Below are 17,802 nucleotides of genomic sequence, written 5' to 3' on the forward strand. Positions count from 1 at the left end.
AACGAGCAGAGGATGTGTACAATGAACACCGAAATTCCCAAACGGTCTGCCCGGATGGACATGGGGTTTTATGCATTAAACAAGCTCGCCAGTGCCGGCATCGTTGTGCTGCTGCTGAGCCTGCTTGATTGGGTGTGGCCTTCCAGCGCTGATCAAGCTTCGGAATGGTTAGGCCTCTATATGCCGCAAGAGCACTGGGTATACGGTTACGCGCTGACCGCGTCTCTTGCAGCGGATGCCATTCTCTCGTTCCTACCTTCCCTGCATAAGGGTAAACAAGCCGCCGTGTACGGAGCGGTCGGTTTTCTGTTCTTCGCCTTATCCACAGGCGGGAATCCGGAGCAGCTCTGGCTTCGCGCAGCAGCGGGAGCCTTGACACTGCTGCTCTTCTTGTGGGGAAAGCATACGTTCTCCAGCAATTCTCTGGCCACCCCGTTCTTTGCCTTGGCCGTTCCCCTCTTGTGCTGGGTGATCTGATTCAAGTGCCCATAGCTCCTTCCATGCAAAAAGGGCCCTCCGAGGGCCCTTCCCTTGCTCTTCGCTTCAACGTGCTGCGATGACATCCCCGGCGATGACCGAGGCAGGATGTCCCCGATGCCGCGCGGCTCGCTCGCCGGCACGGCCGTGCAGCCACACGCCAAGCGCGGCTGCAGACGGACAAATCTCATCCTTTAGGTTGCCTACTGGTTCTGACAGCCGTTAACTGTTCTCCTGAGCAAAAACACATCACAGAGATGCTGGTCAAGGAACGAGAAAGGCGCCGTGGTTGGTTAAAAGACTGTATTGAACGGGCTGTAGCCAATGGGGAGTTGCCTGATTCAACAGATATTTCCATGTTGATTGTACTTTTTGATACATTTCTTCAAGGTATATCTACACAAGCATGGGATGCTGTTCCATATGAAAATATCGACAAAGCAATCACTCAATTGATGCAAACGTGGGATCTATATATTGATTTTTCATCCATATAAAGAAACTCTAATTTGTGAAGAGTTGTGTAATGTCAGCCAACTGGGCTTTTTGTGTTTACGGTCATTATATGGAGTTCAACACTTAATCTTTGCTTTATTGGCTGTAAGTAGTGGTGAAATTATGAAATCCCTCCTTTACTATTGCCATAATTTCATCATAAGTAGTGGAGCTTAATTTAATTCATAATATCATATAGTTGTTTTCTGAATTCGGGTCCATAAGTTACGGTCCCCACTGGAATCTCATAATCTAAAGCTTCGTTAATTTTAGTAACCCAAGTAGGGCCAAAACCACCGCATAGTTCAATGAATTGGACACCTTCCATTTTTAACTTTTTAGCCATCTCAATAATACTTCCATCTTTTTTAGCGTTAGGATCAAAACCAATTGTTATCATTTCACATGTTCCCATTGCATTACGGTTAATGACAGTATTTTCTTTAGGGGAAAATTCGGGAGAAAAGTAGAAAAACGCCCATTTATTTAAATTCTCTAAAGTCATATATAATCACTCCTTAATTGTTTACGCAACTTTTATTCAAGTGTCATTCCTCTTGACTAGTTTGTAGTTTCATTTCAATATTCCGTGAATCAGAGTTGTTTAAGTGAAAAGAGTATTTGATAAAAACGAGAGCAAGAATAACAAATAAACTACCAATCCAACTCAAATTTATAATGTTAGTATACTTTATAATGATACCTCCTAAAGCAGAGCCTATCACCATCCCGATGTTCATTAATGCTGTATTAAAACTGAGTACAGTTTCAGATGATTGTGGTTTTAGTGAAATCAAATAAAATTGCTTGGCAGGTGTTACTGTCCAAGACACTACTCCCCAAAATGCTAACGTTATAAATAAGTATATTATCGAATGCTGTGTAAATGTTAATACAAGTAAAGTAACTGCATGAACGAATAAACTAATAGATATCGTTTGATTTGGCCCCCATTTGTCTACAGCATATCCACCAAAACGTGAGCCAATAAAAGAAAACGTGCCTAAAACAAATAAGGCGATACTAGTCATCTCTATTGAAAAGCCTGCAGAATTACTTAACAACGGAGAGATATAAGCAAACACCATGGTGTATCCTAATATCCAAAGGATAGTTGTTGTTAATGCAGTGATGACCCGTTTATCCTTTATAATTTGTATCTGTTTTTTTAATGGTACGGGCTTATTACCTTTTATACTAGGTAATAATTTATAAAGTAAAAGTAAAAGAGGTACTGTAACGAAAGCAATAATTAGAAAAATATTACGCCAATCTAAATAAGCAGCTAAAAATGTCCCTATAGGTACACCAAGTACTAATGAAACGGTAAAGCCAGTGATAATCGTTGCCATGGCACTACCACGTTTATCTACTGTAGCTATTTGAGCAGCATAGTTTGTTGCAACAACAATGTAAAGCCCACCACTCATTGCCATAATGATTCTTGACAACATTAGTATAATATAATCATTACTAATAAACGCTACAAGATTCCCTAAAATAAAAGTAAAAATAGCATATAATAATACTTTTTTACGTTCAAACTTGGCGGTTAACGAAACCAGTGCGAATGCACCAACTGCATACGATAACGAATAAATGGTTATTAGTTGTCCTGCAGTTGAGATTGATACCTCTAAATCGAAAGAAATGGTTTCTAATATTCCAGAAACAACAAACTCTGCCGTTCCTGTAACAAAGGCTCCTAAAGCTAAGAGAATAATAATAAATTGATTGATGTTCTTTACCAACGTTTACATCTCCTTAGGTATTTCTTGGGTAGAATTTATTTTAAATGCCATGTTAACATAAGTAAAATTGATATTTTTGATAATGGAGATGAGTTATTACTCATGAGCATCGTTCGCTTCGAGATTTTATCTAAAGTAATAGAGTTAGGAAGTTTTACAAAAGCCGCTGAAAAATTAAGTATGACTCAATCAGCTGTTAGTCATGCTATTTCCAGTTTGGAAACAGAATTAGGAGCCCCATTATTGATTAGGGACCGTAGAAAGGGAATAGCACTCACAGAAATAGGACAAAGAACACTACCACATATAAGAGAATTGTTGAAAAGAATTGATGCAATTAACCAAGAAGTTGCATTAGCAACGAACTTAGAAACGGGTACCATTCGTATTGGTACTTTTGCGAGCGCTTCTTCCTGCTTATTACCTAAATTGCTTGCGAAATTTCAGAAAAAACATCCTAAAATAGAATTTAAGTTTTATGAAGGGACATATGAAGAGATTACGGAATGGTTACAATCTGGAATTATAGACATTGGGTTTGTTGTAAAAGGGAAGGCAAATCCTAACTTTGATCTAGTTCCTCTCATGAAAGACTATATGGTTGTAGCTTTTCATCCCGAGCACAAATTCCTTCATAAAGAAACGATAGATATGCACGATTTAGAGAAAGAGCCTTTTATTATGCCAACTGGAATGTACCAATCACATATAGAGGAGTTATTTAAAGAATCACAAATCAAACCATCTATCCGTTTTGAAGTACGCGATTGCACTACCATTGCTAGTATGGTACAAGAAGGGCTTGGCGTTACCATCGGTACAGAGTTATTTTTAAAAAGTCAACAAAACATCGAGATAAGAAAACTTAATTTAACAAGTTACCTATATGTTGCATTAGCTTGTTCTGCAATTTCTGAAGCATCTCCGGCTGTAAAAGAGTTTCTTATGGTTGCTAAAAATGCTTTTATTGAGTCCAATAATACTTAGACTCTCAAATCTAACGGCTTTAGTGAAATAAGGAGTACAAAAATAATCAAACTTTATTAAAAATCTAATACTAAATAAAAAAGGTTAAACTCCATTTTGATTTATATTTTTCAGAATGGAGTTTGTTTAAATTAGCTATTAAAAAAATCTGATTTCAATCAAGCATTACTCAATAATAGAAAGGCTTAGGAGTTGTTCCTAAGCTTTTTTGAGGTTTTAAATGAAAGAAAAGTTATGAATATAGCATTGGTTTTATGTATTCAAAAAGATTCCTTTGTTTGCGTTCGGTACAGCGATGCCGATGGAGCGGACCACCACCCGGCCTGCCGCCTCGGCGCCGGGGTACTGCACCAAGCCTCGCTTCAGGAAGGCGAGGCATACCGTCACCCCGGCCGAGATGCACGGCTCGTGCCGCGCGCCGGTATCGGCGTCCAGTCCGCTCGGAATATCCGCGGACACGATGGGCAGGCCGCTGCATTGGCGGCCTGGATGAGCGCGGCGTAAGCGCCGCTGGGCGCGCCCGACGCGCCCGTGCCGAGCAGCACGTCCACGATGCCGGTGAACGCGCCATAGTCCACGGCAGCATTGCCGTGGACAAGAGCCGGGATGCCGAGCGCTGCTGCGGCTTCCCGCTGTACCGCCGCCTCGCCGGCAAGCGCCGACGGCTCGGCGGCGTAGAGCAGCGTGACGCGTACGCCGGCGTCACGCAAATGCCGGGCGGCGACCACGCCGTCGCCGCCGTTATTGCCCTTGCCCACCAAAATGAGCCAGTGCTCCTGCGCCGCGAGCGCGGTGGGCAGTGGAACCTCCCCGTCTACGACAGGCGACGGGCGGCTCATCTCCAGAACCCGGTCATTCCCGGCGGATGGGGGCTCCACCGCTGCCGAATGATATGATATGGATACCCGCTGTTCATACCGCCCATCCTCCCGCATCAATGCATGAGCATGTCCAGCTGTCCGAGCGGCTGTTGCGGAATGCGAACGGCTCACTTATCATGCTCTAGGCACAGCTTCAGAACTTCCTCGGCAATTGCCCTACCCGCATTCTCCATCAGCGCAATCGCCGGAATACCGATTCGATGAATCGTATGGTTGTCGAGTGCCCTCATCTGTTCAGACGTTACAACATACATCCAAGCTCTCCCCTTTGCTTCGATATATCCTACACAAACGTTCCGTCGACTCAGGATGCCCCTCTATTAATAAGCAACAGTAAAACGGGACTGAATAAACTGCGGATCATCCAGCTCGTCGATCACGGCTACCGCGAAATCTTCAACCGAAATTCGGCTGCTTCCACTATCATCGGTCACCAGGCGATCCATGCCGATCCGGAACTGTCCGGTGCGTTTCCCCGGCTCGATGATCGCCGCCGGACTGATATACGTCCATTCCAGATCGCTTTCCTTATACAGGTTGTAAGCATCCGCATGCGCACGGGCAAGCGGCCTGATCTCCTCCGGAAATTCCGGGGTGTCCATAAGCGGTACGCCGCTATCGGCAATCAAGCTGCCAGCACCGCCAACGATCAATAGACGGGTAACGCCGCCGCGTCTCGTTCCCTCTACAATCGTGCGTGCGGCTGCAACGAGCTCCTCTTCCTGGCCGAACTTCGGACCAAAAGCGCTAATGACAGCATCATGCCCTTGAATCGCCTCTTCTAATGATGAAGGATCCATGACATCCGCTTTGACTTTCTTTAATCGTTCATGCTCTGAATCCAATCGATCCGGATTACGCAATACCGCCATGACTTCGTGCCCCCGGCGCAGCGCTTCCTCCGTAATTCGTCTCCCGATCGTTCCGCTTGCTCCAATTAATGCTACCTTCATGTTCATCGCTCCTTCGCTTAGAAATTATACTATATCACCCCTGGTGATGAATGGCTCTTTACTGAATCTTAAGTAGTATTATAAACACCTAGTGCCAACTATAGCCGTTCCGGGCTGTCGCACCTCCTATTTACTTATCCCCTTACAGACCTCTTCAAACTCCACTCGTTCATTTTTCCTCAAAACAATAGATCTTTAGACCTATGTATCACAATATTATTTTCACCGATAGAATACATAGATGCATTTTTATGAATATATATTATTGCATAATGACTTAATTCGCATTACTAAGGTCGTGTGTTTGCTGGAATTTGTCGTTTTTCTATGACGTTATCGTAATGCAAAGGAGATTATCCATACAATGAAAATAAAATACGTCCACTTGCTGGCCCTCTGTCTCGCAAGCAGTCTGCTGCTAAGCAGCTTCTCCCTTCAGCCTGATGCGGCTGCAGCCGAATCCCGCCAGAAGGCAACCTGGTTCTGGGATACCCCGCAGATTCAAGATTCGGCTGATGACATTCTGAATTTCGCCACCAGTCAAGGCGTCAATGTGCTCTATCTGCAGATGAACCGTGATGTTCGGCCCGAATATTACCGCAGCTTTATCCGCCAAGCAGGTGAACAGGGGATCGAGGTTCATGCCCTTGGCGGCGCGCCTAACTGGGCGCTGGAAACGGAGCGTCATCGATTAGAAACTTTCATTCAATGGACCGCTGCATATCAGGCTTCCGCTGCTCCGAATGAGCGCTTCACCGGCATTCATGTCGATATCGAACCACATGTGCTGGCCGAGTGGAAAACAAACCAGCCCTCCTTGGTAAAGCAATGGCAAGCGAGCGTCCGCTATCTGGTCCATGAAGCGCACACAATGAATCTACCCATCGGTTCTGACATGACATTCTGGCTGCATGGCTACCAGCTGCCGGATCAGTCGATGTCGATCAGTCGGTGGATGATCCAGCAGTTCGACCAGGTTGTCATTATGGCCTATCGTGATCAGGCAGATAACATTTACAGCGTCGCTGCTGCCGAGCTTAAGGAAGCCGATGAACTTGGCAAGGAAGCCCTGATTGCCGTAGAGACCAAATCGAGCAATGAGGGAGCTTATATTACCTTTTTTGAGGAAGGCACGTCCTATATGGAAGAGCAGTTGTCCAAAGTATGTATCAAAGCGGAGAAGCACCCTTCGTTCTCCGGGTTCGCCATTCATGACTACAGGTACTGGAAGGCATTACATGACTCCGATCGATAACATCGAGATTATTTCATAATAGGAATAAAAAAGATGGCGTTTCAAGAGGGTGTTTCCTCTGGCGCCATCTTTATATTTTTAGATGAAGGAACTCATCCTCTCCATCCGGGTAAAGGCCTGATCGCTCTTAAACCGTCAACATGAGAAGCAGTACATAACCGACCGTCAATTTCGCGCGTTGCAGCGGCGCTTTTTTTACCTGCACTTCCATCACCCCGGCCCCTCCCTCTCTTTCGATGCTACCGTCTTATTCATATACTATATGCGGCTCGGTCTCTTATGTTGCCTTGAGGAAAAATTGTTTGCCAAGAAAAAAACCGATTAGCCATGTAAACAGTAGAATACGATTTAAGCTTCATGCATAGGAAGCAGAACCCGAGCTGCAATGCAGCTCATTCACGATCAGGATAGCGCTTCAAGACGTCCTGCAAATATTGTTCTGCTTCCATTACAAGCTGACGCTCTCCAGCGTTCCATTGATCCCGATTTCTATCGACTGCTAAGAAGGCAGCATGAATCTGTTCATCGCCATGTGTCACACGTTGAACCATCCGATGCCATTCTTGGGCCAAGGTCCTGGCTAAACGGGACTCGATCGGAACGTTTGAAGCCTTATAAGCTGCAGCTTGCAGCGATATTTTTCGGAACGTATTGTAAAAATCCAATGCCGCCTGCTCAGAGTTAAATACCTTTTGAAATAGCCGCCAGTCTTCCTCCGAAAATTCGTATTCTTTCCAAGCCGACATATCGACCTCATTCAACGAACGCATGAGATGGGCTAACAGCTCCCAGGGTACGTTGTAACCTTCTTTCATCATTTCCTTTGCGACATGCAATCCGTCAAGCTTGGCCTGGATACTCTCTTTCTGTGAATAGAGGACCGATGCCTGGTAATCTAGAATGTTCTCGATATCCTGCTCCTCGGTGCCCACGATCAATTGTTCTTTGATCCTTCTTATAGAGAAACCAATGGCTCTATAGAACATAATCTGTTCAAGTACATACAGCTGTTTATCATAATATACTCTATGCCCCAGCTCATCTCGTTCCGCCTTAAGAATCCCTTCATTATCGTAATACTGAATGGTTCGCGGAGTTATTCCCGACAATTGACTGATTTCTTTTACGGAATATTTTCTTCCCATGAACCCATCCCTTCCCGTCCCTTACTCGACTTTTGCTAAAAAAGCTTCTATCGTTTCCAGTAACTCTTTAGGGTATTCCCCGTTAATTGCATGCGAGGCATCTTCAAATACGACCATCTCGCTATTAGGGTCTTTCAGGGAATCCATCCCCGTTTGATACGACTTTTCGGCATGGTGCATCGTCGATTGTCCAGCTAAAATACCGAGCACCGGTATCGTCAGCTCAGCTAATCGTTCAGGCTTGATGGCTTCCGGCATGGGCAGCTTGCTCTTGAATGTCCGCATACCGGTTTCGATTAATTTGGCGGTCGGGTCGCTGTCATCAACTTCAGCCCCGCCGGATATATAGCTGAGCATTTTCTCCCGGATCGGTTTGGGTACCATGGGCACAGACGCCGGAATGGATACCAGTATCATTTTCAGTGGAATGGGGCCAAACACATAGACAGGGTCCAGCAATATGAGCGATTGAATCTTCTCAGGATGCTTGAGCGCCACATTCGCCGCACTCCACCCGCCGAACGACAGCCCTAACAGGTGGATCTCTGATTCCGGCAGCTGATCCAGCACTTGCCCTAACCATGCTGCTTGGTCCGCAGCAGTTTCAATCCGTCTGGTTTCTGTGCTTAAACCCGGCTCTCCTATCAAATCAAGGGTATATACAGGCCGGTGTTCTAAAAAACCGCTTAGATTGGCCTCCCACATGGGTGTAGCAGATCCTTTTCCGGGAAGCAGCAACAAGGGTGTTTTATACGGTGTATCGCTCTCCCGGAACTTGTAGAGCTGCACCACGCCAAAATCGGTATTAACCTTAATCGATTCAACCGGTTCTGGTAAGTGATTCATCGCCTCATCATAAGCCACCGCATATTCCTTCTGCCCATCCTCTGTAACAAAACCGCTTAACGACCCGTCATCTCTGAATAGAAAGCCTATTACCGTCAGTATAGCTAGTATCGCAATGAGAATGCTACCTAAGATCACCCATCCTTTTTTTCGTTTCACTTCAATCCCCTCCTAAGATGACTATAGGATATGACGTAACGTTATACGCAACCCCCTATGCTCTCCCTAGCTGCCTGTTACCGAATCGGCTTGAAATCCCTCCCTTGTTGTGCAATAGTGAAAGGTAGAATATTGAAGGAGGGGTCCGCTTGTCCCTTACGGAATGGATGGTTGATATCTTGGGCTCACTGGACACGCTCGTGGCCGTGCTTCTTGCCACTGCAATATTTTCGGGCCTGTACATATACAGTGCATCCCGGCTATTGGGTGCACGGAAGGATTCACTCGCTCGCATTCGTCAGTCCTTGACGATTTATACCAGACTGGCCGGACCTCTGGGAACCCTCATCAATCGACCGACCCGAACGGCTGTCCCCGACGACCTGTTGATCCGGCTTCTGCAGGAATGCAAATCCGCTGACCTGTTGACGCGGGAGCTCCACGAACAGATTGATACCTTTCTTAGCGATCGTGATGAATCCAGATTAACAACGCTTCACAAGCTGCTGGACCGCGAGATCAACAGACTTATGAAGGAGCGCGACGAACTGGTTGGGCGGCTCGAGAAACCCGGTTGGGGTATGGGATTGTGGCTGCTCTTGAAACCTGCCGTACCTGCCCTTTCACTGGGTGCCGCGATCCTATGGACGATGATTCTCGTCCAGGAACTAAGGCAATCCCCTGCCTGGACAAACCCCGAGGTATGGTGCTTATGGCTCTCCAACATGATTGCCACAATCTCCTTCTACCGACTATTGATGGATTCCAGAAGAAGAACGCATGGTGTGATCTATACCATACTGCATCTGCTGATTGTAGCTTCAGCCCTGTTTAATCTGATCTGGAACGAGGCCTCACCATACGTTTTGGCTACCCAATGCTTGCTGTATCTGGCGGGTTTCCGGGTTACAGCCACCCGCAAGCGCCGTGAACGGCCCTATGCCGGACACCCGGAACTAATGGAACAATTCCTTCATCCTACGGGAGAGAATGACCCTCTTAATGAGACGGGAGGTTCCTGCGATCCAGAGATCACTAACAGCCCTCTGCGATCCAGATAAGATAGCAACGACATGAATATTACGAGATACAGCCCGTGCCGAATTCAACGGCCGGGCTGTTATTATATCTTCACAATCCTTGTGCGGCAGGCAGTCATTACCCGATATTACGGTCTTACCTACCACAATCCTGGATCCCTGTGTTCATACAAAAAAAAGAATTTCCGTATGATTACCGAAGCACACTCCTATAGTCTACATCGGTTAACACTCAGGGTGTTCCCCAAAGTCTACTGGGTAAAGTGTGCTTATGGCATCTAAGGAAATTCTTCTCTCGGTACTCGATAACCCTTTAGGGATCATCTTGCATTCGTTCTTCGTTGTTGGCCGGATGCCCGGGACGGTCCTGACGTTTTGACCGCTCCGGAGGCCGTATTCTCGAAACGCTTGCGCTCCGTTCGTTCCATCTGAACGATTTGACCCTCATGCACTACAATTTGCAGCGAACCGAATTCCATGTCGTTCAGCAGGCTGGCTATGCGTTCGAGCCACATTTCATCCACTTTTAAAGGTTTAGCCATGGATACGCCTCCTCACCGGGCAAAGCCCAAATATATTTACTCATCCCCACAAGTCGAAGTGACATTTTACCTGCACGCGTGCATTATTCATTCTTTTCCAACCTACATAGTATGAATTAACATTAGCATGGGTTGGAAACGACTGTCAATGGGCATTTTTTCGCGTAAACCAATTTTTCAGCAGCAGGGTTACGACGGCTAATAACAGCAATAATGAGGCCACCGCGAACGATGCCGAAAACTGATACTCATTGTACAAAATTTCGACATGAAGGGGCAGCGTATTGGTCTCGCCGCGGATATGGCCGGATACAACGGACACGGCCCCAAACTCGCCCATCGCTCTGGCGTTGCACAGAATGATGCCGTACAATAGCCCCCACTTGATATTGGGCAGGGTGACCCTCCAGAATATTTGCCAGCCCTTGGCGCCCAGCGTTACTGCCGCCTCCTCTTCCTTCGTCCCTTGGTCTTCCATCAGCGGGATCAGCTCCTTGGCCACAAAAGGAAACGTGACAAATAATGTAGCCAGAACAATGCCGGGCACGGCAAAAATAATCTTGATATCATGGCTTTCAAGCCAAGGGCCAAACCATCCCTGCCGACCGAAGATCAGCACGAAGATTAACCCCCCGATCACAGGCGATACCGCAAACGGCAGATCCAGCAGTGTAATCAACAGATTTTTGCCTTTAAAACGAAACTTCGTTATGGTCCATGCTGCAATAACGCCGAATATCGAATTCAGCGGTACCGCAATAGCCGCCACCAGTAAAGTCAGCTGAAGCGCAGACAGAGCATCAGGATCGGATAAGGCGGCTACATAGACCTCCCAGCCCTTCTTAAGCGCCTCCGACATCACCGTAATCAGAGGCAGCACAATAAGCCACAGCAGCACAAGCCCAGCCAAGCTTATGAATGTCCATTTCACCCACGGCTTCTCCGCAGCCGCCAGAGAGGACGGCGTGTTTCGTTTCGCTGCAGGAGCGGCAGGTACAGTTCCAGCCATTAGTATCCCCTCCTTAACGGGCGGTTTTCCGTGTCCAATGTTGTAGTATATTGATGCCGAGCAGCAGTGCGAAAGAGATGAGCAGCAAGATCAAGGCAACCGCCGTCGCGCCGGCATAATCAAACTGCTCCAGCTTCGTCATGATTAACAGCGGCGCAATCTCCGTCTTCATCGGCATATTCCCCGATATGAAAACCACGGAGCCATATTCACCGATGCCTCTGGCAAAAGCAAGCGCAAATCCGGTCAGCAGCGGCGGAATCAAGGTCGGCAGAATGATGGTGCAAAACGTGCGCCATCGGCGTGCCCCGAGCGTTGCAGCCGCCTCTTCCGTATCCCGCTCCGCGTCCTCCAGCACCGGCTGTACCGTCCGCACAACGAACGGTATGCCGATGAACATGAGGGCCAGCGTGATGCCTAAGGAAGAAAATGCCGCCTTGATCCCCAGCGGCTCCAGCAGCGATCCAATCCAGCCGTTAGCGGAATAGATCGCGGTTAAAGCCACCCCCGCTACTGCCGTTGGCAGGGCGAAGGGCAAATCGATCAGGGCATCCCACAATTTTTTGCCGGGGAAATCATACCGCACCAGCACCCAAGCCAGCAGCAGCCCCAATATCGTATCCGCGAATGCGGCCAGCGCCGCTGTCGTCAGACTAACCCGGTAGGAGGCCAGTACCCTCGGATCGGTTGCAACCGACCAGAACTTCTCCCAGGTTAGTCCGGTTTGATTGAGAAGCAGCGCCGACAGCGGCACGAGCACAACCAAGCTCATATAAAGGACGGTCAGTCCCATGCCGATTCCAAAACCCGGGAGTACGCTGCGATTGTTTCTGCTTTGCTTCTGTACGGGGAGTACTGCCATATCCACTCATCCTTTCCTGCCTTCGGCGGTTATGCCGATCAGCTGCCTGGCACGTAAATCTGATTAAAGATGCCGCCGTCATTGAAATGCTTCGTTTGTGTCTCTTCCCATGTTCCAAACACATCCTTGAGCGTAAACAATTCGATAGCCGGGAATTTCTCCTTGTACTTGTCAGCCACGCTGGCAAGCGTTGGACGGTAGTAGTTCTCAGCCGCAATCGTCTGCCCCTCTTCACTGTAAAGATATTGCAGGTAGGCTTCCGCTACCTCGCGGGTCCCACGTTTGTCAACGTTCTTATCCACAACGGCAACCGGAGGCTCCGCCAAAATACTGACGGACGGATTCACGATCTCGAATTTGTCGGGTCCCAGCTCGTTAATCGAGAGATAAGCTTCATTCTCCCAAGCCAACAGCACGTCCCCGATTCCGCGTTCTACAAAAGTGGTTGTCGCACCGCGGGCTCCGCTGTCCAGCACCGGTACGTGGGTGAACAGCTCTTTCACAAATTCCTGTGCCTTCGCTTCATCGTTATTGTTAACCTTGAGTGCGTACCCCCACGCCGCCAGGTAGTTCCACCGAGCACCGCCGGAGGTCTGTGGGTTCGGCGTGATCACCTCCACGCCCTCCTTGATCAGGTCCGGCCAATCCTTGATGCCTTTCGGGTTGCCTTTGCGGACGAGGAAAACGATGGTTGAGGTATAAGGCGCACTGTTATGCTCAAACTTGCTCTCCCAGCCTTCATTGATCAATCCGGCCTGACGGATCGCATCGATATCGTATCCGAGGGCCAGTGTCACCACATCCGCCTCCAAACCGTCGATAACCGAACGGCTTTGCTTGCCTGAACCCCCGTGCGATTGCTTAAATGTTACCTTCTGGCCTTGTTCCTTCTCCCAATGCGCCGCAAATGCTTTATTGTATTGGTCATATAACTCTCGGGTCGGATCGTAAGAAACATTGAGCAGTTCCACGCTCGGCTTGCTTGAACCCGAAGCAGGCGCGTCTCCATTGGCGGTTGCGACTGTCTCTGTTTTCTCTGCACCGCAAGCTGTAAGTGCCGCCGTCAGCATCACTGTTAATCCGATGAGAACCCCTTGCTTCAACACCTTTTTCATATGGATCACTCCCCCTATTATTCTCTACTAAACAGGCCGTATGGCAAAAAAAGACGGAGGAAAGCTCATCAGAACAGAGTCAAGCCGGTTTGCAACCGTGCCTGCTCTTAGTCTTCGAGCGTTCCTCCGTCGATACGGTGAGAACAATATATTATAATTCCTACCTGTTTAGTATGTTATGTTGTTATTGTAATAAGTCCATCTCCAGCTGTCAAACCTTTTTTTAGGCAAATTTGAAGTTTAGGACCACACGGACCATAGAACCATTTTTGGTGCAGCGAACGCATTCACGGCGCGGATTTCCATTTACTGATGGTTGTATGAACCCGTTTCCAACCTTATAATTCTATCCCAAAGGAGTTGATCACCATAAGAAAGCCAACATGGAAAATAATATTTACTCTTTTCCTAAGTATTCTTCTGTTCCTGCCTGCATTCGCCCAAACGACGGAGGCCGCTCCGCTGTTAAAACCAGGCAGTGAAAACGGGGATGTATGGGACCTTCAATATCGCCTAAAAACGCTGGACTTCTACACGTTGCCGCTGGATGGCAAATATGGCGCAAACACGAAAGCAGCCGTTATCCGTTTTCAAAAAGAATACGGTGTGCCAGCCGATGGAATTACCGGAGCGCAAACCTGGAGACAGCTGAAAAAATATACGTTAAATCAATCCGAAATGGACATCATGGCCAAAGTCATTTACAGCGAAGCCCGCGGTGAGCCTTACAAAGGACAGGTTGCCGTTGGGGCTGTTGTCATGAACCGCATTCAATCCAGCGAATTTCCGAATGACATTCGGGGCGTCGTCTTTCAAAAAGGGGCCTTTACGGCCGTGGATGACGGACAATACTGGCTGACCCCGGACCGGACCGCCTATCTTGCCGCGCTGGATGCCGTTCGCGGCTGGGATCCGACATATGAATCCCTTTATTATTTCAATCCTAAAACAGCGACCAGCAAATGGATCTGGTCCAGACCACAAGTGCTGCAGATCGGCAATCATATCTTTGCGCATTAATGATTCATGGAATGAATCTTTAAACCAATGAATTTCTATAACCTTGCAGCCAGCTTCCTCGCTAGTTGGAGATTGAACACCGTGTTCTAGTCCAGTGCTGCCGGCAGGACGCTTAACAAAAGAAGCAGCTCAAGTCCCATTTTCGGGTCTTCGAGCTGCTTCTTCTTTATATACGTTAACGTTTATTAGCTTTCGCCTTCTCCACGGGACAGATACATACCGGGCGCGTAACTTCTAGTGTATAACCCGTAGAAACCAGGTTGCCCGTGTCCGGATCGATCCGATAACTTGCGATCAAACCATTGTCCTGATTCGCCGTCAGCAGGAAGCCGTCCGGCATGATATTGAAGTGGCGCGGCGTTTTACCACCGGAAGACACCCAGTTGACGGCACGGAGCGTACCGGTCTCCTGGTCGATTACATATTGAGCGATGCTGTCATGGCCCCGGTTGGAGGCGTACAGATAACGACCGCATGGAGATACCAGCAGATGGGCAGATGTGTTGTTATCCATCACGACGTCTTCTGGTAAGGTCGATATGTGCTGCAATATTTTCAAATCTCCAAATGTTCCATCGTTTGCGTAAGCCGTTACCGTGCTGTTCAGCTCATTCGTGCCATACACCCACTTGCCTGATGGATGAAAAGACACAAGCCTCGGACCCGAGCCTGGCGGCAAACTGATCTCGCGGTGGGTCACCAGCTTGCCTTCCTCCAGCCGATACAGGTTCACATCATCCATGCCCAGGTCACTGACCACGATATACTTGCTGACGGGGTCTTCAAATATTGAATGCGGATGCGCTTCGGATTGACGGTCATCGTGAAGACCGCGTCCGCTGTGCTTGATCTTGGAGGCCAGCTCTCCAACCCGGCCGTCTTCTTCTAATGCCAGCACCGATATATGTCCATCACTATACCCTGTCGTAAGCAGATACTTCCCGTCCGATGTACGGGATACATGACATGCACCGGACGAGCCGGTAGACTGAACGTTCAGCAGCGTTAATTCACCGGTGACCAGATTGGCCGAATAAGCCGACACATCGCTTTCGCCCTTCTCGCTCGCTGCATACAATACAGAGATCGAATCATCGAAATCCAGATAGGTAGGGTTTTCTATTCCAGCCGTACCACCTAAGATACGCAGCTCGCCCGTACCTCGATCCATCGCCCCCCAATGAATTCGATTCTCTTCCTCCGAACCATAGGTTCCTATGTAAAATATCAGTTCCTGTCCTGCTGTCATGTGATCCACTCCTTTGTCTAATGAATGATCCGGTGAACCGGTCTAATTCTTATTATGTATTACCCATCAGGGCTCCGCGCTTACCGCCTTTTTTCAATTCAATCCGGCAAGCCGTCCCGCGTTGCTCTACCAATTATTACTCATAAAGAAATGTATTGCTAGCATTGGTTTTATCATGTACGATTACCACAATTACCACTCTATTCTATCATTCGTTGAAGGAGATGACAGCCAATTGAAGAAAAAAATCAGCCTACTGACGATCGCTTTCCTGTTTCTGTTCGCAAGTGCGACACAAGCCGCTCCGGCAAAGAATCAAGGGAATATCCGGGTCTACCTCGATAACCAGGAAATCAAATTTCAGGCAGCGCCTATTATGAAGAATGGAGTCACCTTCGTGCAATTCCGCCCTCTGTTCCAGGCCTTGGATTATAAAGTCAATTGGAACAGCACGAATAAACAGGTAACGGGTACATACCTCGATCAGAAGCTGCAGATGACCATCGGACAGAAAACCGCTTATGTCAATGGTGCAACAACCACGCTTCAGATTGCCCCATTCACCGATGGCGGCAACACGCTGGTTCCCCTTCGTTTCGTAGCTGAAGCCACCGGACTCCCCGTGAAGTGGGATTCCAAGGCACGTACCATCAAGATCGACCGTGAGGGTGCAATTGATAAAGCCACCGATGAGGTAAAGAAGCTTTACCATACAATTGAAGAAGCTGGAAGTGCCAAGAAACTGGATGCTGTCATGAGCGCCTTCCATCCGAAATCTCCTGTTTTTGCGGAAATGCAACAATATTATCAGAACCAATTTAAGAACGATCTGCATGTATCTGCTGATGTATGGGAAGTAACCGTAGCCGGAACGTCAATCCATGCCTACACCAGCGTGACCCTCGACCGCACCGGCGGACCTTTTGCTTGGGATGCTACACTCCATTATGAAAATCTCTTGAAGAAAGATGCTTCGGGAGCATGGAAAATCTATGATCTGGTCCATTACGAGACGGAATATCTGGTCGGAGATGAACTGCTGGAAGCTCGTCCAGAAGTGCCAGCAGCGGATCAAACAGCCATCGTGGCTACCATTGATACCCAGTCCAAGGGCTTCAATGAGGAGGATGGTCCACTGCTTATGTCGGTTATTCATCCGGAATCAGCCTACCACGAGATATTCCGAACCAGCATTGCGGAAGGCATCTTTGATGAGGTAAATTTCAACATCAAGTCCGAGGAGATTCGGACGGTCTTTTTCCAAGGGGAAGACGCCGTTGTTTATGCCAAAGAAAGCGATGATGCAGACGGTGAAATCATCCGTTCGACCTCTCTTTACTGGCTCAAGAAAGCCGAAGGCAAATGGCTGATCTATGATGTGCTGGAGCTTGAATAAGTCACTGGCATAACGAATGCGTACAAATGAACCGTGAATTTCCCGGCGAGGGAGTTCACGGTTTCTTTTTTGCTGGCTATAAAACGTCGTTCTTCATTAAATCTTCCTCCCTCTTGGTCTACTTCACCAAAGCTGACATATATCATAGTAGTAATCCATAAGAGGAGGGGTTATATGGGTGTTAAATTAATCAAGATCGCCGCTGTATACTTCGTACTGGGGATATTGCTCGGCATGTACATGTCGATCTCCCACAGCTACGATTACGCCTCAGTTCACACACACGTCAACCTTCTGGGCTGGGCATCCCTGGCTCTTGCAGGTGTTATTTATGTTCTGTTCCCCGCAGCCGGAGAATCCACCGCAGGCAAAGTGCATTTCTGGCTGCACAATATCGGTCTGCCTGTCATGATGATCGGTCTCGCACTGCTGGTAAGCGGTATGGAATCGGTAGAGCCGGTCATTGCTGTTGGCGGCGTTCTGGTAACGCTGGGCATTCTCGCTTTCCTCTATAATGTGCTAACCCATGTTAAAAGTACGCATAGAAGGAAACGCTGATTTTGGGCTTGGATCCTCAAGGAATCGTCTCTATTTGGCGGTTCCTTCTTCATGTTTCATAG

At 47.9% G+C, this 17,802-nt stretch carries 18 protein-coding genes and 1 pseudogene; 8 read left to right on the top strand and 11 right to left on the bottom strand.

What is annotated here, in order from left to right:
• The first annotated feature begins 21 nt into the window (after positions 1–21).
• Positions 22–477: a hypothetical protein gene (locus AB4124_RS06330; RefSeq protein ID WP_076322252.1), complete on the top strand. Its 456-nt coding sequence runs from the start codon at positions 22–24 to the stop codon at positions 475–477.
• A gap of 212 nt (positions 478–689) precedes the next feature.
• Complete coding sequence (locus AB4124_RS06335; RefSeq protein ID WP_441972481.1) at positions 690–974, top strand: hypothetical protein; 285 nt, start codon at positions 690–692, stop codon at positions 972–974.
• Between the two features lie 176 nt (positions 975–1,150).
• Here the strand turns inward: AB4124_RS06335 and AB4124_RS06340 are convergent, their stop codons facing one another.
• Complete coding sequence (locus tag AB4124_RS06340; RefSeq protein WP_076322253.1) at positions 1,151–1,477, bottom strand: DUF6506 family protein; 327 nt, start codon at positions 1,475–1,477, stop codon at positions 1,151–1,153.
• 43 nt (positions 1,478–1,520) lie between these two features.
• Entirely contained in the window at positions 1,521–2,723 is a 1,203-nt protein-coding gene (locus AB4124_RS06345) for an MFS transporter (protein ID WP_441971821.1), read from the bottom strand.
• A 102-nt stretch (positions 2,724–2,825) separates the two neighbouring features.
• Here AB4124_RS06345 and AB4124_RS06350 point away from each other — a divergent pair, with 102 nt between their 5' ends.
• On the top strand, positions 2,826–3,710 hold the full coding sequence (locus AB4124_RS06350; protein ID WP_441971823.1) for a LysR family transcriptional regulator: 885 nt from the start codon (positions 2,826–2,828) through the stop codon (positions 3,708–3,710).
• Positions 3,711–4,004: 294 nt separating this feature from the next.
• Here AB4124_RS06350 and AB4124_RS06355 read toward each other — a convergent pair.
• Together AB4124_RS06355 and AB4124_RS06360 are read right to left on the bottom strand one after the other, a co-directional pair.
• A pseudogene (locus tag AB4124_RS06355) lies at positions 4,005–4,845 on the bottom strand (NAD(P)H-hydrate epimerase); the annotation flags it as partial.
• Positions 4,846–4,911: 66 nt separating this feature from the next.
• Complete coding sequence (locus AB4124_RS06360) at positions 4,912–5,544, bottom strand: NAD(P)-dependent oxidoreductase (RefSeq protein ID WP_441971825.1); 633 nt, start codon at positions 5,542–5,544, stop codon at positions 4,912–4,914.
• A gap of 364 nt (positions 5,545–5,908) precedes the next feature.
• Between AB4124_RS06360 and AB4124_RS06365 the strand changes: the two genes are divergently transcribed.
• Positions 5,909–6,799 (top strand): hypothetical protein, encoded by an 891-nt coding sequence (locus AB4124_RS06365; protein WP_339270055.1) that lies wholly within the window; start codon positions 5,909–5,911, stop codon positions 6,797–6,799.
• A 392-nt stretch (positions 6,800–7,191) separates the two neighbouring features.
• On the opposite strand, the gene AB4124_RS06370 is transcribed toward AB4124_RS06365, so the two are convergent.
• Both AB4124_RS06370 and AB4124_RS06375 read right to left on the bottom strand, forming a co-directional pair.
• Complete coding sequence (locus AB4124_RS06370) at positions 7,192–7,944, bottom strand: MerR family transcriptional regulator (RefSeq protein WP_076322257.1); 753 nt, start codon at positions 7,942–7,944, stop codon at positions 7,192–7,194.
• A gap of 21 nt (positions 7,945–7,965) precedes the next feature.
• The gene (locus AB4124_RS06375) at positions 7,966–8,949 is read right to left on the bottom strand and encodes an alpha/beta fold hydrolase (RefSeq protein ID WP_441971828.1); all 984 of its coding nucleotides are present in this window, start codon (positions 8,947–8,949) and stop codon (positions 7,966–7,968) included.
• Between the two features lie 149 nt (positions 8,950–9,098).
• On the opposite strand from AB4124_RS06375, the gene AB4124_RS06380 reads away from it, so the two are divergent.
• Positions 9,099–10,010: a hypothetical protein gene (locus AB4124_RS06380; RefSeq protein ID WP_441971829.1), complete on the top strand. Its 912-nt coding sequence runs from the start codon at positions 9,099–9,101 to the stop codon at positions 10,008–10,010.
• A 299-nt stretch (positions 10,011–10,309) separates the two neighbouring features.
• Here the strand turns inward: AB4124_RS06380 and AB4124_RS06385 are convergent, their stop codons facing one another.
• The 4 genes from AB4124_RS06385 to AB4124_RS06400 all read right to left on the bottom strand — a co-directional run bounded on the left by AB4124_RS06385 (position 10,310) and on the right by AB4124_RS06400 (position 13,517).
• The gene (locus tag AB4124_RS06385) at positions 10,310–10,531 is read right to left on the bottom strand and encodes a YezD family protein (RefSeq protein ID WP_076322260.1); all 222 of its coding nucleotides are present in this window, start codon (positions 10,529–10,531) and stop codon (positions 10,310–10,312) included.
• Between the two features lie 145 nt (positions 10,532–10,676).
• The gene (gene cysW / locus AB4124_RS06390; protein WP_076322261.1) at positions 10,677–11,540 is read right to left on the bottom strand and encodes a sulfate ABC transporter permease subunit CysW; all 864 of its coding nucleotides are present in this window, start codon (positions 11,538–11,540) and stop codon (positions 10,677–10,679) included.
• Positions 11,541–11,553: 13 nt separating this feature from the next.
• Positions 11,554–12,402, bottom strand: coding sequence for a sulfate ABC transporter permease subunit CysT (cysT, locus tag AB4124_RS06395; RefSeq protein ID WP_441971831.1), 849 nt, complete (start codon positions 12,400–12,402; stop codon positions 11,554–11,556).
• 38 nt (positions 12,403–12,440) lie between these two features.
• Positions 12,441–13,517, bottom strand: a complete 1,077-nt coding sequence (locus AB4124_RS06400) for a sulfate ABC transporter substrate-binding protein (protein WP_076322263.1) — start codon at positions 13,515–13,517, stop codon at positions 12,441–12,443.
• A gap of 360 nt (positions 13,518–13,877) precedes the next feature.
• On the opposite strand from AB4124_RS06400, the gene sleB reads away from it, so the two are divergent.
• Positions 13,878–14,537, top strand: a complete 660-nt coding sequence (sleB, locus tag AB4124_RS06405) for a spore cortex-lytic enzyme (protein WP_441971833.1) — start codon at positions 13,878–13,880, stop codon at positions 14,535–14,537.
• Positions 14,538–14,712: 175 nt separating this feature from the next.
• Here sleB and AB4124_RS06410 read toward each other — a convergent pair whose 3' ends face one another.
• Entirely contained in the window at positions 14,713–15,786 is a 1,074-nt protein-coding gene (locus AB4124_RS06410) for a lactonase family protein (protein ID WP_441971834.1), read from the bottom strand.
• A gap of 235 nt (positions 15,787–16,021) precedes the next feature.
• Between AB4124_RS06410 and AB4124_RS06415 the strand changes: the two genes are divergently transcribed.
• Together AB4124_RS06415 and AB4124_RS06420 are read left to right on the top strand one after the other, a co-directional pair.
• Complete coding sequence (locus tag AB4124_RS06415) at positions 16,022–17,182, top strand: stalk domain-containing protein (RefSeq protein WP_441971836.1); 1,161 nt, start codon at positions 16,022–16,024, stop codon at positions 17,180–17,182.
• A gap of 174 nt (positions 17,183–17,356) precedes the next feature.
• On the top strand, positions 17,357–17,740 hold the full coding sequence (locus AB4124_RS06420) for a cytochrome-c oxidase (protein WP_213646466.1): 384 nt from the start codon (positions 17,357–17,359) through the stop codon (positions 17,738–17,740).
• Positions 17,741–17,802: the final 62 nt, after the last annotated feature.

Origin of the sequence: Paenibacillus sp. 2KB_20 (assembly GCF_052115765.1) — a bacterium.
In the GTDB taxonomy this organism is placed as follows: domain Bacteria; phylum Bacillota; class Bacilli; order Paenibacillales; family Paenibacillaceae; genus Paenibacillus_AQ.